This window comes from Kribbella sp. NPDC050470 (assembly GCF_044458365.1).
Taxonomy (GTDB): domain Bacteria; phylum Actinomycetota; class Actinomycetes; order Propionibacteriales; family Kribbellaceae; genus Kribbella.
The window spans coordinates 477,810-492,955 of record NZ_JBITHV010000003.1; the positions used below are offsets into that span (position 1 = coordinate 477,810).

Here is a 15,146-nt window from a genome sequence, read left to right on the forward strand (position 1 = left end):
CTCTGACTTCTGGGAGTTCCCTTTGCGCACGTTCCTGCGCTTCGCCGCGCCTGTGGCCCTGTCGGCCGTCCTCCTGACCGCGGCTGTTCCGGCCACGGCGGTCAACGGTTTCTCCACCTCGACCCAGCAGGTGGAGTCGGTTCCGTCGGTGCCGCTCGGCGTGCGGGTGAAGGGCACCTTCACCGGGATCGACCTCGCCTGGAACCTTCCCGCTGACGAAGGGACCGCTGAAGGGGTGACCGGCTTCGTCGTTCGCCGCACCGTGAACGGCACCGAGACCTCCTACCCCGTGCCGCGGGCCGCGGGCACCCTCTTCAACTGGCAGGACACCGAGCGGCTTCCCGGCGCGATGTACTCCGTTGCCGCGGTCAACGCCGACGGCGAGGGACCGGCCAGCGTTCCCGGACCGGCCGACACCGTACCGGGCACAGCCGTCGTGGAGCCGAAAGATGCCATCACCGTCGCTCACACCGTGACGACCGACGGCGTCAGCCGCACCTTCCTCGGACAGCTCGCCGTGCAGGGAGCAACCCAGGTCATTCCGCTCGCCACCTCGGGCCCGACCCAGCAGGTCGACAAGGCCATCGCGGCGTCGGCCGACGGCCGGCAGGTCGTCTTCTCACAGGGGCAGACGAGCCTGTGGACGGTCTCGGCGGTTGTCCCGCACGCGCAACCGGTGAAGATCCTCGACGGGTCGAGTGGGATTTCGGTGAAGTCGTGGTCACCGGACGGCACCCGGATCGCTTTCGAACGGGTGCAGGACGGCACCTCCTGTGTCGAGGTCATCGGCGCGACCGGCGGCACCCCGATCCGGGTCGGCTGCAACCTGGCCGCGCCGTCCTGGCTGCCCGACAACCAGACACTCGTCGTCAAGGAGCAGGCGCAGGGCAAACTGCAACGGATCCAGGCCAAGCCGGGCGGCGCGGTACTGACCACGTACGCCGGCACCGAACTGGCGCAGCACCCGGTCGCGTCACCGGACGGCCTGTGGATCGCCTATTTCAAGAACACCTCGGTGAACGTGATCCCCGTCGCCGGGGGCACTCCGGTCCCTGGTTACCCGTTCGGCACGAGTGGTGAGTCGATCAGCTGGGCGAACTCCAACCACCTGCTCGTCACCCGCCGTACGGAGTCCGGGAGCACTCTGCAGCAGGTCCCCGTCAACGACGGACGGCCGTACGTGAACGCGCAGCTCTTCGACCCGCCGGCCGGCGACCTTGTCGAGTCGGCCGTCTGGCAGGGCCCACAGATCACGATCAAGCCGACCCCGGCCTACGTCGGGCCGAACCTGACGGTGCCCTTCGACACAACGGGGCTGGTCTCGCCCTACCTGACCTGCGAGTTCGACGGGGTGAGGACGGCGCCGTGCCCGCCGTCGCCGTTCCAGAAGGCCGGTGTCGCGCCCGGCCTGCACGTCCTGCGGGTCTGGGCCGTCGAGCCGGGCGGACGCGGGACCACAGCCGTCCGCTGGCTCAACGTCGACTCCGTTGCGCCGAGCGTCAAGATCACCGGACCGACGTTCGACGTGACGAAGGCGGCCACGGCCACGATCACCTACGCCGGGGCCGACGACAACGGCATCGGCTCGTACGACGTCCGGTGGCGGATCGCATCCACAGCGGGGAACTTCGGCGCCTACGCGCCGGTCAAGTCCGGTACGACGGCTACGTCCGTCGCGATCAGCGTTGCCGCGGGCTACGAGTACTGCGTTTCGGTCCGGGTCCGCGACCTCGCCGGCAACCTGTCCGGATGGACCGCCGACAAGTGCTTCGCCCGGCCCTCGGACGACCGCCTGATGGGCGCCGCCAAGGGCTGGGTCCGGGCCTCTCATCGCGCCTACTACCTGGGCACCGCGACCGTCACCAGCGCGCAGGGCATCTCCGTGTCCCGCAGCGTGCAGGCCAAGCGGCTGTTCCTGATCGCCACGAAGTGCGCAACCTGCGGCGGCCTGAACATCTACTACAACGGCAAGTACGTGGGCGCTGTGAACCTGTACAAGGCGACGACCGAGTACCAGGCCGTCGTACCGCTCCCCGTCCCGGCGACCTTCCTGACCGGTTCGGTACTCCTGACCACCAGGGTGGGAAGCAAGGTCTACCAGGTCGACGGGCTCGCAGTACGGCGTACCTGAGCCCGTCAGTAGACCTCGATGCGGTCCAGGCTGATGACTGTGCTGCTGGAGGCTGGGTTCTTGTCGCCGGTGACGCGGACGCGGATCGTGTGGGCGCCGGGGGCGAGGGTTGGGCTGACGTACATCAGGTGCTCGCCGACGCGGATCGAGCTGTAGTAGTCGATTCGCTGCTCCGGTCCGCCGTCGATCGAGATACCGGCGATCCCGTTGCCCACGTCGGCGACGCTGAGCAGCGCGACCTTGGTGCCGTTGAAGTGGATCGTCGCGGAGGCGTCCCGAACGCCGCTCCAGTGGTCGTTGCCCCAGAAGCACTGGTTCCCGCAGCCCGATCCGGAGCTCCAGTTGCCGCTGTACACGACCGTGCTGTCGGTGTCGTTGATCCAGTAGTTCGCCGAGCCGGGATCACCGGACGGCAGGTTCTGCGTCGCGCCGGCAGCCAGCGGCCGGCCGAGGTTCGGGGTGCCGTCGGCGTTCCAGCTGATCTTCTGCGCCCGGCTGGTGCGGAAGGAGTACGTGTAGGTGCTGGTGTTCTTGCCGTGGTACGCGATCCAGTCCTCGGTCCCGTCCGGCGACTTGAAGAACGAGTGGTGACCAGGTCCCCACACACCGGTCGCGTCGTTGCGGGAGAAGATCGGGCCGGGGTGCTGCACCCAGTTCGACGCGACCATCGGGTCGGCGCCGTTCGCGATGCTCTTCATCCACAACTGGTAGTCCGGCTTGCCGGTGTCGCAGGACGAGTAGGTGAGGAACACGCGCCCGTTGCCGTAGATCGGCGTCGGTCCCTCGCGCACCTCGCTGCAACCACCGTCGGCAGGGATCGCGACCCGGCCGCCGGTCACCGTCCACGGGTTGCTCATCCGCGCAATGTAGAGCTGCGCCGGACCGCCCTGACCACGTCCCGGCCCGGTCCAGACGAAGTACTGCTGCCCGTTCACCATGATCGGCTCGCCGTCGATTGCGTACTCGCCGAAGTCCGCGATCTTCGCCTTGAAGTGGTACGGGCCGAGCGGGTTGTCGCCCTCGGACTCGATCACGTACATCCGGTGGTTCGCGTCCACGCCGTCGGAGGCGGTGTAGTAGATGTACCAACGGCCGCCGACCTGCCGGAACGCCGGCGCCCACATCTGCGTGTTGCGGCTCGGGTCCGCGTCCCGCCACACCACCTGCTCCGGCTGCACCAGCAGGGTCGCCAGGCTCGGCGACGACCAGATCCCGATCCGGTCGCCACGGGTGGTCGCGACGTAGTACCGGCCGTTGTGGAACATCAACGACGGGTCGGCCGACGGGTTCACGGGATTGCGGAAGGTCTGTGACTGCACAGCACTCTCCAGTTGGGGCGCCGACGACGCCGGTACGACGCCGGCCAGCAGCAGTACGGCGGAAGCGATCAAGGCGACTGTGGGGCGGAAGAACCACATGGCAGTACCTCTCGAGCCGGAGGGGCGGACCGGTCCCGTCGTTTGTACTGCGTCTTTACCATCGTTGTAAACCCTTCACAGCAGGATCGAAGGCCGGGAACCGCCGTACCAGGACCGGCGTCGTATCGCGCATGAAGCTGAAGGTGAGGGTCGTGCACTACCGCTGTCACGGACGTGACTGCTGGTACGCCGACATCGACGACGCCGACGACCGCCAGCCGGACGACCCGTACTGGTACGCCGACGGCTGCTGCTCGCAGCCCGAGGCGATCAAACTCGCCTGCGCTCAACTCGCCGCGCTGGAGCAGGCGGCCGGGCCGTTGACACGCATCAGCGAGTCTCAAGTCGCCGCCTGAACTCCACGACCGGCATCATGGGGCGATGCTCGGGGAATCGGAGGGCACGAAAGGCGACGCCACGATCGAGCAGATCGGCCGGCGCCGGACGTTCACCAGGACACTTCAACTCGCAGTCGTGCTCGCCGTGGTCCAGTGGCCGATGCGCGACGCGGTGCACGACGCGGCCGGCTCGGCGCTCGGCTGTGAGGTGCCCGGCCGGCTGTCGCTGCTGGTCGACGCGACGTTCATCATGGCCTACGTCTACGCGGCGTACCGGGCCTACAAGTACGTCAAGTTCCTGAATCGCCAGTCCTGGAAGCAGATCGCGGCCGTCGGGTCGTGGATCGTGTTCGCCGCCGCGGTGCTCGACATCGTCGAGGATGTTCGGCTGTGGAACGAGCTCGGGACGTCCTGCGCCGACCTGTCGACGGGCTGGCTCACCTGGCTGATGCGCGGTACCGCACTCGCCGGCGCCGTGATCCTGGCCGTCGCGCTCTTCGCCACCAGCCGCTTCGGGCAACGCAAGCTGTACGGCGTCCGCCTCGACCCACCGGCGACGTTCAACCGGATCAAGGACGACGGCAAGGACGTCGGCCAGCTGGTGATCACCTGTTCCGGCGGTGGGATCCGGTCGGCGTCGTTCTGCCTCGGCGCCCTGCAACTCCTGCGCGAGAAGGGCTTGTACGACAAGGCGTCGAGTGTGATCGGCGTCAGTGGCGGCGGCTACATGGCCGCTGCGTTCCATGTCCTCCGGCGGACCTGCACCGACCCGTTCTCGCCGGGATCGCCGGAGCTCGCGCGGTTGCGGCGGCAGACCCGGTACCTGTTGCAGGGCGGCCGGGCGATGTTCCGGGCCGCGTTGTCGGTGCTGTTCGGGCTGGTCGTCAACCTGCTGCTGATCGGGATCACGCTGCGCGCGATCGCCTGGGTGCTCGGCTGGTTCCTCGCCGACCAGCAGGTGGTCGTGCTGGGCGACGGCGGGATCGAGGTCGACTGGCGGCCGAACGACTCGTGGTTCTTCCTCGGGCTGTCGCTGTTCCCGCTCGCAGTGAGCGCGGCGATGTTCGTGCTGGAGAAGGTGTGGGACCGCTGGGCCCGGATGCCGGATGTGGTCCGGATGATCCTGACGACGATCGCGAACGTCGCGCTCAAGTTCGGCGTACCCCTTGCCGTGCTGCTGCTCGGCGTACCGGGCGGCCTTTACCTGCTGGCACAACTCGCGGGTGAGTCCAGTCTGCCCTCGGCGTTGCTGGCGCTGGTCGACCCGGCGAGACAAGGCATCGCGTCGTTCAGCGCACTCGTCGTCGTCCTGATCGGGCTCGGCAAGGCGGTCTGGAACGGTCTCGCGGTCGAGGGCAAGGAGTCCAGCAGCATGCGGGCCCGAGTGCTCGCGTTCGCCCGGACCAAGCTCGCGCCGTGGGCGGCGAGTGCGATCATCGTGCTCGCGGCGGTGATCGTGCTGCTGCGCTGGACCGGCGGCTACGCGACCGAGCCCGGGTACCAGGAGAACTGGACCGTCGCGCTGATCCTGGCCGCGATCGCGGTCGCCATCAAGGTGCTCACCGACGCGAACCGGACGTCGCTGCACTCGTTCTACCGCGAGCGGTTGTCGCGCGCGTTCCTGGTCACCCGGAAGGACAACGGCGCGGCCGTCGCGCTCGACTACCACCTGCGGCTGCGGTACTCGGAGTGGGGCAAGCCGGTCGACGGCGGGCCGCAGCTGGTCATCGCCGGCGTCGCGAACGTGTCCGACGGCGACTTCGTGCCGAGCCAGCGCGACTGCGTGCCGTTCGTCTTCGACGCCCAGCAGATCGGGATCATCGGCGACCGGTCGCTGCCCGACGGCGGCCGCCGGGTGACCGACGACTACGAGCGCGAGGCCGACATGCTGAAGCGGGAGGTGACGGTGCCGGCCGCGATGGCGATCAGCGGCGCCGCGTTCAGCCCGCTCACCGGCCGGGTGAACGCGCGGACCAGGCCGGTCCGGCTGCTGCTCGCCGTACTGAACGCGCGGCTCGGGGTGTGGCTGCCGAACCCGTACTGGAACAACCGGTCCACGCCCGCGTTCCCGGAGGTCCGCGGGACCGTCGCGAAGGTCCGCCGGTACGTCGGCAGCGTGATCGACAAGCCGGGTCCGTACCGGCTGCTGCTGGAGGGGATCGGGCAGCCGTCGATGTACGACCGGCGGATCTACGTCACCGACGGCGGGCACTACGACAACCTCGGCCTGGTCGAGGCGCTCCGCCGGGAGCCGGCCCAGGTGATCGTGATCGACGCGTCGAACGACCCCGAGGACCGGTTCACCGCGCTGGCCGAGGCGATCGCGACCGCGCGGATGGACCACGGGATCCAGATCGACATCGACCCGTCGCCGATGGTCCGCGGCGGCAAGCCGCGGGCCGACCGACCGTGGGCCTACGGGATCGCGACGCACCCGCTGAAGGACGGCGCGGACAAGCCGTACAAGACCGAGATCTTCTTCCTGAAGGCGGTGCTGGCCGGGCACCTCGGCTGGGACATCGAGCAGTACGCCGCCGGGCACCCGGACTTCCCGCGGCGGACCACCGGCGACCAGTTCTACGACGAGTGGGACTTCGAGGCCTACCGCTCCCTCGGCTACGCGCTGGCCGAGTCCCTCACCGAGCACCACCGGGTCCGCGCCCGCCTCGAGGACCTCCGGACCGCGAGGGTCTAGGCAACCAACTACCGGGTCGACGGCAACCAAATGCCGGTGCGGATGCACGTGCAGTCCGCCTGGTGAGCGGATGGTTGCCTACCTCCCGGTGCGGTGGTGTTATTGGTGGCCGTGTGCCGGAGAATCTTTACACAAAATTAGCCGTGACCTTTCCGGGCATCAGGTCGTTGAGCAGTCAGACAGTTCACGATCTGCAGAGATCGCTGGGGCAGATTCGCTGGGGAATCTGGGAAGGACCGCCCGTGCATCGATTCAACTCGCCACCTGACTGGCCCGAGCCGCCCAGCGACACCTGGCGTCCGCCGCCGGGCTGGGAGCCGGATCCCGAATGGCCGGAGGCCCCGGCGGGCTGGGGCTTCTGGGTCAACCGCAACGGCCGCCCGGCAAGCGGACCGATCGGCGCGTACGGCGCGCTCGACGCCGGCCGGGTCGAGTTCGCCGCCGTCGATCCCGCCCTGGTGCTCATGCACTCCTGATCAGCCACCACTCTGACCGTCCCGTCGGTACAGGCGCAGCCGACTGGGCCCGCCCGGCTCCCGCAAGCCTCACAGCTGCGGGAGCCGAGTCTTGTCCGGGTTCGGACGTGGGCTGGCGTGTTCTTACCGTCTTCTGATGTTATGTTATCAGCGCAGATAACACTGGATCGGGAGGCTGGGCGTGAGCTGGATCGGCGTTGACCTCGGCACGCAGAGTGTGCGCGCCGTCCGCGTCGATGCCGACGGTTCGGTTGCCATCCGCGCCGCGCGGCCGCTGGTCAGCCACCGCGACGGCCCGCGCCACGAGCAGGACCCGCAGACCTGGCTGGACGCGGTCGACGCGGTCCTCGCCGAAGTCGCCGGTCCCGAGATCGACGGCATTGCGATCTGTTCGACCTCCGGCACCTTCTTGCTGACCGACGAGCAGGGCCGCCCGGTCACCCCGGCGCTGATGTACGACGACGCCCGTGCAGCCGACCTGCGTGACCGCATCGTGGACGCCGACCCGAATCGCTGGTCGACTTCGATGCAACCGACCTGGGCGCTCCCGAAGCTCCTCTCGCTGAACCCGTCGGCTCAGCACCGGATCGTCCACAGCGCCGACTTCGTCGCGGCCCACCTCGTCGGCCGCCCGGTCGCCACGGACACCAGTCACGCCCTCAAGACCGGTTACGACCTGGTCGCCGACACCTGGCCGCAGGCCGCCTTCGACAAGCTCGGCCTCCCGGCGAGCCTCTTCCCCGACGTCGTCCTCCCCGGCACCGAGCTAGGCCGGACCCCGTCCGGGGTCCCCGTCTACGCCGGCATGACCGATGGCTGCGCCGCCCAGATCGCCGCCGGCGCCCTGAGCCCCGGCGCGTGGAACTCGGTGCTCGGTACGACGCTCGTCCTCAAAGGCGTGAGCAAGGACCTCCTCGACGACCCCACCGGCGCCGTCTACAGCCACCGGCATCCGGACGGCGGCTGGCTCCCCGGCGGCGCATCCAGCACGGGCGCCGGCGTACTCACCGAACTGCTTCCACACGCGGACCTCAATGCGCTGGACAAGGCGGCAAGTCCGGTCGACGCCGTCATCTACCCGCTCACCAAGACGGGTGAGCGGTTCCCGTTCGTCGCTCCGCAGGCCGAGCGTTTCACCCTCGGCAACCCGTCCGGTGACTTGGCGACGTACGTCGCGGTACTACAAGGTGTGGCCTTCATCGAGCGACTCGCCTTCGAGCACGTGGTCGGCCTCGGCGCGGAGCCACTCCGATCGGTGTCGCTCACCGGAGGCGCCGTCCGCAGCGGGTATTGGAACCAGCTCCGCGCCGACGTCCTCGGCGTACCGGTCGAGCTCCCGGCGTCACCGGACCCGGCGTACGGCATGGCCGTGCTCGCCGCGTCGTCCGGCGGCTCGCTCACCGAGACGGCGCGCCGGATGGTCAGGACGGACCGCATCCTCGAACCAGGTCCACGACACCTCGAGGACCTGTACGGCGAGTTCGTCGCCGAGCTGGATCGACGGGGGTACCGCGGATGAGAACGACGATCGTCCTGGCCAGGCACGGCCGGACCGAGTGGCACCACGGCAACCGCTACACCGGGTCGACCGACCTCCCGATCGACGAGGTCGGCGTACGGCAGGCGCAGCAGCTCAGGGAGTGGGCGGTCGACTACGCGCCGGACGTGCTGTGGTGCTCGCCGATGCTGCGCGCCCGGCAGACCATCACGCCGACGGCCGAGCTGCTGAACCTCGAGCCGACGCTCGACGCGCGGCTGCGGGAGGTCGACTTCGGCTCCGCCGAGGGGAAGATGCTCGGCGAGCTGCCGCCGGCGGTGGCGAAGGCGTTCCAGCTGGACCCGGTCCGCGACCACTTCCCCGGTGGCGAGGACCCGGCCGCGGCGGCCGATCGGGTGCACGAGGTCTTCCACGAGATCGGGCGGCGGCACCAGGGCCAGAGGGTGCTCGTGGTCGCGCACAACACCCTGATCCGGCTGCTCACCTGCCGGGTGCTCGGACTGCGGCTGAACGACTACCGCAGACTGCTACCTGCGCTCGGTCCCGCGGCGTTGGTGCGTTTCCGGTGGCAGGACGGCACAGTGGGTCTCGAGGCGTACAACGTTCCCGCAGTACGAATGGAGACCCTGGCATGACATCCGACGTCGACGGTGACTCCACCGAGCTGAGTCGTCCCGCCCGCCGGCAGGCCGAGATCGCGGCCTACGTCGTCGAGCACGGCTCGGTCTCGGCCAACGACCTGGTCGAGGCGTTCGGGGTGAGCGTGATGACCGTGCACCGCGACCTGGACGAGCTCGAGCGCCAGGGCGTGGTGCGCAAGTACCGCGGCGGCGTCAGCGCGCAGCCGACCAGCGTGTTCGAGAGCAACGTCGCGTACCGGCTGAACACCGCGCAGACCGAGAAGACCGCGATCGCCCGGCACGCCCGCGCGATGATCGAGCCCGGCATGTCGGTGATGCTCGACGACTCGACCAGCGCGCTGGCCCTGGTCGACCTGTTCGAGGACATCACCCCGTTGACGGTGGCAACGAACTTCCTGCCCGCGATCACCAAGCTGACCGCGCTGCGGGACATCACCCTGCTCGCGCTCGGCGGGATCTACTCCGCGACGCACGACTCGTTCGGCGGGATGCCGTGCGCGGAGGCGGTCGAGGCGCTGCACACCGACCTGCTGTTCTGCTCGGTCTCCGCGGTGTCGCCGACGCACGCCTTCCACCAGGAGGAGGAGATCGTCCTGGTGAAGCGGGCGATGCTGCGGTCCGCGAAGACCAAGGTGCTGCTGGTCGACCACGCGAAGCTCCAGCGCACCGCCCTGCACCGGCTCGCGCCACTCACCGACTTCGACGTCGTGATCGTGGACGAGAAGACCCCGCAGGACCTGATCCAGCCGCTCCGCGACCACGGCGCGACCGTGGAGGTCGCAAAACTCTAGAAGGGGGAGCTTATGGACGTCGGGGTTGACGTCGGCACCACTGTCACCAAGGCCGTCGCGTTCGACGACGACGGGCGGCCGGTGGCCGAGGCGTCCCGGCCGACCAGGCTGGTCCGGCCCGGGATCGGCCGGTTCGAGCACGAGACCGGCGAGATCATTGCCTCGGTCAACGAGGTGGTCGGTGAGCTGGCCGGCACGGTGGGGAACCGGCCCGGCGTCCTGGCGATCACCGCCCAGGGTGACGGCCTCTGGTTGGTCGACTCCGACGGTACGGCGGCCCGCCCGGCGATCTCGTGGCTGGACGCGCGCAGCAGCGCGATCCTGGAGCGCTGGACCGACGACGGTGTCGCCGAGCGGGTGTTCCGCCGGTCCGGCAACCGGATGTTCCCGGGCGCGTCCGGTCCGCTGCTGGCCGCCGTACTCGCGGAAGAGCCCGAGGTGGTCGCCCGCGCGGGGACGGCGGCGTACTGCAAGGACGTCGTGATGCAGCAGCTCACCGGCGTCCGTGCGACCGACGTGTCGGACGCGTCCGCGCCGTTCCTCGATCCGCGGACCAACGAGTACGACGACGAGGCGCTGAAAGCAACCGGTCTGTCCGAGCTGCGGCACCTGCTGGCGCCGGTGGAATCCGCCGGCCCGGTTGGCGAGCTCCGCGACGACTCGACCGGAATGGCGGCCGGCACCAGGGTTTCCGCCGGACCGTACGACCTCCCAGCCGCAGCCGCCGGGACCGGCGTACAAGAGCCCGGCGACGCGTTGCTGACCGTCGGTACGACGCTCGCCTGCCAAGTGGTGACGCGCGAGCTGCCGGTGGACGGGGAGCCGGCGGGATTGTTCCTCGGGACGTGGACACCAGGTGTCTGGCTCCGCGCGATGCCCGCGATGGTCGGCACGGCCGCGCTCGACCGGGTGCTGGCGTTGGTCGGCGTCGGGACGGACAAACTGCCGTCGTTGCTCGCGGAGAGCCCAGTCGGCGCACAAGGCGTGACCGTCCTTCCGTACCTGTCCGAGGCCGGCGAGCGGGCGCCGTTCGTCGACACGCGCGCTCGCGGGACGATCGACGGGATCTCGCTGTCCACCACCACAGCCGACCTGGTCCGCGCGACCTGCGAGGGCATCGCGTACGCCGCCCGCCATTGCCTGGAGGCGGCCGGTTGGACCGGTCGCGTCACCGTCTGCGGCGGCGGCGCTCGCAGCCGCGAGTGGACGCAGATCCTGGCGGATGTCCTGAACGCGCCCCTGCACACCGCCGAGGCAGAACAGGTCGCCGCTCGCGGTGCCGTGATCTGTGCCCGGCGCGCGGCCGATCCGGACAGCGCCGGACCGGAGTGGATCGCCGAGACCCGCCAGGTCGACCCGGATCCCGCCCGCGCGGCCTTCTACGCCGAGGGCTACGCCCACTACCTGCGCCGCATCGAGTCGGCCCGCCCACGCTGGTCCGACCCCGCCCCAACGTTCACCACAGGAGTTTGATGAGAACCATCAAGGCATTGCTGGCCGGCGATCATTTCGTGCGCAACGAGATGCTCGCCAAGGCACTGTCCTCTCTCGACGACGTCGCCTTCGACTTCCGCGAGGTCACGCTGCCCTGGCCGTTGACGCCGTACGGGCGGGTGGCCGAAGTGGACGAGGCGAGTGACGCCGAGGACCAGCTGATCGAGGCGCTGGCCGGCGTCGAGGTCGCGGTCACCCAGATGGGCCCGTTCACCGAGCGCGTCCTCGAGTCCGCGGCCGACCTGAAGTTCCTCGTGGTCTGCCGGGGTGGGCCGGTCAACGTGAACGTGCCGGCGGCGGCCAAGCGCGGGATCGCCGTCGCCTCCACGCCCGGCCGCAACGCGGTCGCGGCCGCTGAGCATGCCGTCGCGTTGATGATGGGCGCCATGCGCAACCTGCCCCGCCTGCAACGCACGCTGGAGCAGGGGGAGTGGCGCAGCGACCTCTACGCGTACGACGAGTGCGGCCTCGAGCTCGACGGATCCACCGTCGGACTGGTCGGGTACGGCGCGATCGGCCAGCGGGTCGCCCGCGTGATGCTCGCCTTCGGTGCGCACGTCCTGGTCGCCGATCCCTTTGTCGACACGGCATCTGAGGGCATCGAGCTGGTCGAGCTGGACGACCTGCTGCGCCGGTCGGACGTGGTCAGCCTGCATGCCCGGCTGACCGAGCAGACGCGCGGCATGATCGGCGCCGACCAGATCGCGCTGATGCCACGCGGCGCCGTACTGGTGAACACGGCTCGTGGCGGCTTGCTCGACTACGACGCGACCGTCGACGCGCTGGAGTCCGGTCAGCTGGGCGCGGCCGCCTTCGACGTCTTCCCGTCCGAGCCGGTCCCAGCCGGCGCCCGGTTGCTGACGGCACCCAATGTCGTCATGACCCCGCACCTCGCCGGTGCCACCCGCCAAACCGCCCACCGGGCCGGCTCCCTGGCCGCCGAGGCCGTCGCCGCCTACCTGGCCGGGAGGGACCCGGTCGGGTTGGTCTCGGCGTAACGATGACGACTGAGGTTGTTGTCCGGATCGTTGTGAAGTAGGTGAGAAAATCACATAGATTCTCTATACGTCACCATGAAACGGTGATAATTTCACCGCGTGCTTAACACTCCGCCCCACACCGAGCTTCGTGAACTGGCCCTTCGGCTGGCGTTCGAGGCCGGTGCGGAGTTGGTCGCGCGGCAACCAGGTCTATCGATTGACGCGGCCGGTGTCGAGACCAAGACCTCGGCGAGCGACCCGGTCAGTGCCGCGGACCGGGCGTCCGAGAAGCTCATCACCGATGGCCTGACCGCGGCGCGACCGGGTGACGGCCTGCTCGGTGAGGAAGGCGCGTCCCGCCCGTCGACCACCGGCCTGACGTGGGTGATCGACCCCCTGGACGGGACGGTGAACTACCTCTACGGCAGGCTCGACTGGTGTGTCTCCATCGCGGTCGAGGATCAGGCGGGTGCACTGGTCGGCGTGGTCCACCAGCCGCGGACCGGGCTCACCTGGTCGGCCGCTCGCGGTGCAGGTGCCGTCCGCAACGATGTCGCTCTTGGCCCGCTGCGTGACGTCGTCCTCGATTCCGCCTTGGTGAGCACGGGATTCTCGTACCTACCGGAGGTGCGCGCTGAGCAGGCCGACCACCTGCGCCGGCTGCTGCCCGTCGTACGGGATATGCGTCGTGGCGGCTCGGCCGCCCTCGACCTGTGCTCAGTAGCCGACGGTACGGCGGATGCCTACTACGAACACCTGATCCAGCCGTGGGACATCGCCGCCGGATCCCTGATCGCCCGCGAGGCGGGTGCCCAGGTCATCACCGGAACCGCCTTGCCCCACGGCGTTCTCGCGGCCGCGCCTGCCCTGGCGGCCGCTCTTGTCGAACTGCTCGCCCCATCAACCCCGAGGAGGTCGGTGTGACCGCACTAGACCTGCCGGTCCGGGCCCATCCGGACGAACGCCGGCTGGCCGCGGACAGCGGCAACCAGCAACGCCGCAGGCGACGCCGCGAGTACGGGCTGTTCGCCCTGCTGGTGGCGCCCAACCTGCTGGTGATCGCGGTCTTCGCGTACTGGCCGATCATCTACAACGCGTTCCTCAGCCTGACCGACTGGAACATGATCGCGGCCCGCCCGTCCTTCGTCGGACTGGCGAACTACGGCCAGACGCTGACCGACCCGGCGTTCCACAAGACCCTGTGGATCACCGTGGTGTTCACCGGCCTGATCGTGGCCGGCAGCCTGGTCATCGGACTGGCGCTGGCGTTCCTGTTCAACCTGCCGCTGAAGGGCCGCGGCGCGGTCCGGACGATCGCGTTCGCTCCGCACATCCTGTCGGGCGCGGCGGTCGCGACCATCTGGCTGTTCATCTTCGACCCCGGCTACGGTCTGATGCGGGCGTTGATCGAGCCGTTCGGCGCCGAGCCGCCGGACTGGATGAACAACTCCGACTGGGCGCTGCCCGGCCTGGTGATCGTCTACCTGTGGAAGAACGTCGGCTTCGCCGCGCTGATCTACCTGGCCGGCCTGCAGGGGCTGCCGAAGGAGCTCGACGAGGCGGCCGCGATCGACGGCGCCTCGACCTGGACCCGGTTCCGCGCGATCAAGCTGCCGTTGCTTGCCCCGATCACCTTCTTCCTGCTGATCACCACGGTGATCGGCACCTTCCAGGCGTTCGACGTGATCGCAGTGATGACCGGTGGTGGCCCTGGTGACGCCACTACCACGCTCAGCTGGTCGATCTACAACGAGGGCTTCCAGGCGTTCAACGCCGGCCGGGCGGCGACGCTGTCGATCATCATGTTCGTGATCCTGCTGCTGGTGACCACGGTGCAGGCCCGCGTGATGGAGAGGCGGGTGCACTACCGATGAAGGCTCGTGCGATCCAGTACGTCGTACTGGTCGGGGTGGCGGCCGTGTTCCTCGGACCGCTGTACTGGCTGCTGTCGACGGCGTTCAAGGTGCCGACCCAGATCTACCAGTGGCCGCCGGCCTGGTGGCCGGACCTGACCTGGGAGAACTTCAGCCTGGCCTGGAAGGCGGCGCCGTTCGACCGGTTCTTCCTGAACTCCACGATCATCACCGTGGCCGGAACCGTGCTGAAGGTGGCCAACGCCGTACTGACGGCCTATGCGTTCGCCTACCTGCGCTTCCCGTTCAAGAAGGTGCTGTTCTTCGCGGTGCTCGGCGCGATGATGGTGCCTGGTCACGTCACCCTGCTGCCGAACTACCTGACCGTCGCGACGCTCGGCTGGATCAACACCTACGCCGGCCTGATCATCCCCGGCATCGGCTCGGCGTTCGCGACCTTCCTGATGCGGCAGCACTTCCTCACCCTGCCGACCGAGGTGACCGACGCGGCCGCGGTCGACGGTGCCGGGCACCTGCGGACGCTGTGGCGGGTCGTGCTGCCGATGTCGCGGCCGATGCTGATCACGGTCGTGGTGATCACCGCGGTCGAGGAGTGGAACAACTTCGTCTGGCCGCTGATCGTCACCAACACCGCCTCGATGCGGACGCTGCCGGTCGGGCTGCTGATCCTCAAGGACGAGGAGGGCCTGGCGAACTGGGGAACGATCATGGCCGGCACGCTGCTCGTCCTCGCGCCGATGCTGCTGATCTTCCTGATCGCCCAGCGCTACATCGTCGGCGGCATCACCCAGGGAGCGCTGAAGGGATGAG

At 69.2% G+C, this 15,146-nt stretch carries 13 protein-coding genes; 12 read left to right on the forward strand and 1 reads right to left on the reverse strand.

Annotation, left to right across the window (positions count from 1 at the left end; translation table 11 throughout):
* The first annotated feature begins 22 nt into the window (after positions 1-22).
* Positions 23-2,131: a hypothetical protein gene (locus ACIBGM_RS10795; RefSeq protein ID WP_396385211.1), complete on the forward strand. Its 2,109-nt coding sequence runs from the start codon at positions 23-25 to the stop codon at positions 2,129-2,131.
* A 5-nt stretch (positions 2,132-2,136) separates the two neighbouring features.
* On the opposite strand, the gene ACIBGM_RS10800 is transcribed toward ACIBGM_RS10795, so the two are convergent.
* Positions 2,137-3,549, reverse strand: coding sequence for a family 43 glycosylhydrolase (locus ACIBGM_RS10800; protein ID WP_396385212.1), 1,413 nt, complete (start codon positions 3,547-3,549; stop codon positions 2,137-2,139).
* A 131-nt stretch (positions 3,550-3,680) separates the two neighbouring features.
* On the opposite strand from ACIBGM_RS10800, the gene ACIBGM_RS10805 reads away from it, so the two are divergent.
* The 11 genes from ACIBGM_RS10805 to ACIBGM_RS10855 all read left to right on the forward strand — a co-directional run bounded on the left by ACIBGM_RS10805 (position 3,681) and on the right by ACIBGM_RS10855 (position 15,145).
* Positions 3,681-3,905 (forward strand): hypothetical protein, encoded by a 225-nt coding sequence (locus ACIBGM_RS10805; RefSeq protein WP_396385214.1) that lies wholly within the window; start codon positions 3,681-3,683, stop codon positions 3,903-3,905.
* A 25-nt stretch (positions 3,906-3,930) separates the two neighbouring features.
* Positions 3,931-6,582 (forward strand): hypothetical protein, encoded by a 2,652-nt coding sequence (locus tag ACIBGM_RS10810; RefSeq protein WP_396385215.1) that lies wholly within the window; start codon positions 3,931-3,933, stop codon positions 6,580-6,582.
* 242 nt (positions 6,583-6,824) lie between these two features.
* Complete coding sequence (locus tag ACIBGM_RS10815) at positions 6,825-7,058, forward strand: hypothetical protein (RefSeq protein WP_396385216.1); 234 nt, start codon at positions 6,825-6,827, stop codon at positions 7,056-7,058.
* 181 nt (positions 7,059-7,239) lie between these two features.
* The gene (locus tag ACIBGM_RS10820) at positions 7,240-8,577 is read left to right on the forward strand and encodes an FGGY-family carbohydrate kinase (protein ID WP_396385218.1); all 1,338 of its coding nucleotides are present in this window, start codon (positions 7,240-7,242) and stop codon (positions 8,575-8,577) included.
* Complete coding sequence (locus ACIBGM_RS10825) at positions 8,574-9,191, forward strand: histidine phosphatase family protein (RefSeq protein WP_396385219.1); 618 nt, start codon at positions 8,574-8,576, stop codon at positions 9,189-9,191. The genes ACIBGM_RS10820 and ACIBGM_RS10825 overlap by 4 nt, the downstream gene beginning before the upstream one ends.
* The gene (locus ACIBGM_RS10830; protein ID WP_396385220.1) at positions 9,188-9,988 is read left to right on the forward strand and encodes a DeoR/GlpR family DNA-binding transcription regulator; all 801 of its coding nucleotides are present in this window, start codon (positions 9,188-9,190) and stop codon (positions 9,986-9,988) included. The genes ACIBGM_RS10825 and ACIBGM_RS10830 overlap by 4 nt, the downstream gene beginning before the upstream one ends.
* A gap of 12 nt (positions 9,989-10,000) precedes the next feature.
* On the forward strand, positions 10,001-11,461 hold the full coding sequence (locus ACIBGM_RS10835) for an FGGY family carbohydrate kinase (protein ID WP_396385221.1): 1,461 nt from the start codon (positions 10,001-10,003) through the stop codon (positions 11,459-11,461).
* Positions 11,461-12,480: a 2-hydroxyacid dehydrogenase gene (locus tag ACIBGM_RS10840; protein WP_396385223.1), complete on the forward strand. Its 1,020-nt coding sequence runs from the start codon at positions 11,461-11,463 to the stop codon at positions 12,478-12,480. Before ACIBGM_RS10835 ends, ACIBGM_RS10840 begins: the two co-directional genes overlap by 1 nt.
* 99 nt (positions 12,481-12,579) lie before the next feature.
* Positions 12,580-13,386 (forward strand): inositol monophosphatase family protein, encoded by an 807-nt coding sequence (locus tag ACIBGM_RS10845; RefSeq protein ID WP_396385224.1) that lies wholly within the window; start codon positions 12,580-12,582, stop codon positions 13,384-13,386.
* Entirely contained in the window at positions 13,383-14,336 is a 954-nt protein-coding gene (locus ACIBGM_RS10850; protein ID WP_396385226.1) for a carbohydrate ABC transporter permease, read from the forward strand. Before ACIBGM_RS10845 ends, ACIBGM_RS10850 begins: the two co-directional genes overlap by 4 nt.
* Complete coding sequence (locus ACIBGM_RS10855; RefSeq protein WP_360515084.1) at positions 14,333-15,145, forward strand: carbohydrate ABC transporter permease; 813 nt, start codon at positions 14,333-14,335, stop codon at positions 15,143-15,145. The genes ACIBGM_RS10850 and ACIBGM_RS10855 overlap by 4 nt, the downstream gene beginning before the upstream one ends.
* The last annotated feature ends 1 nt before the right edge of the window (position 15,146 follow it).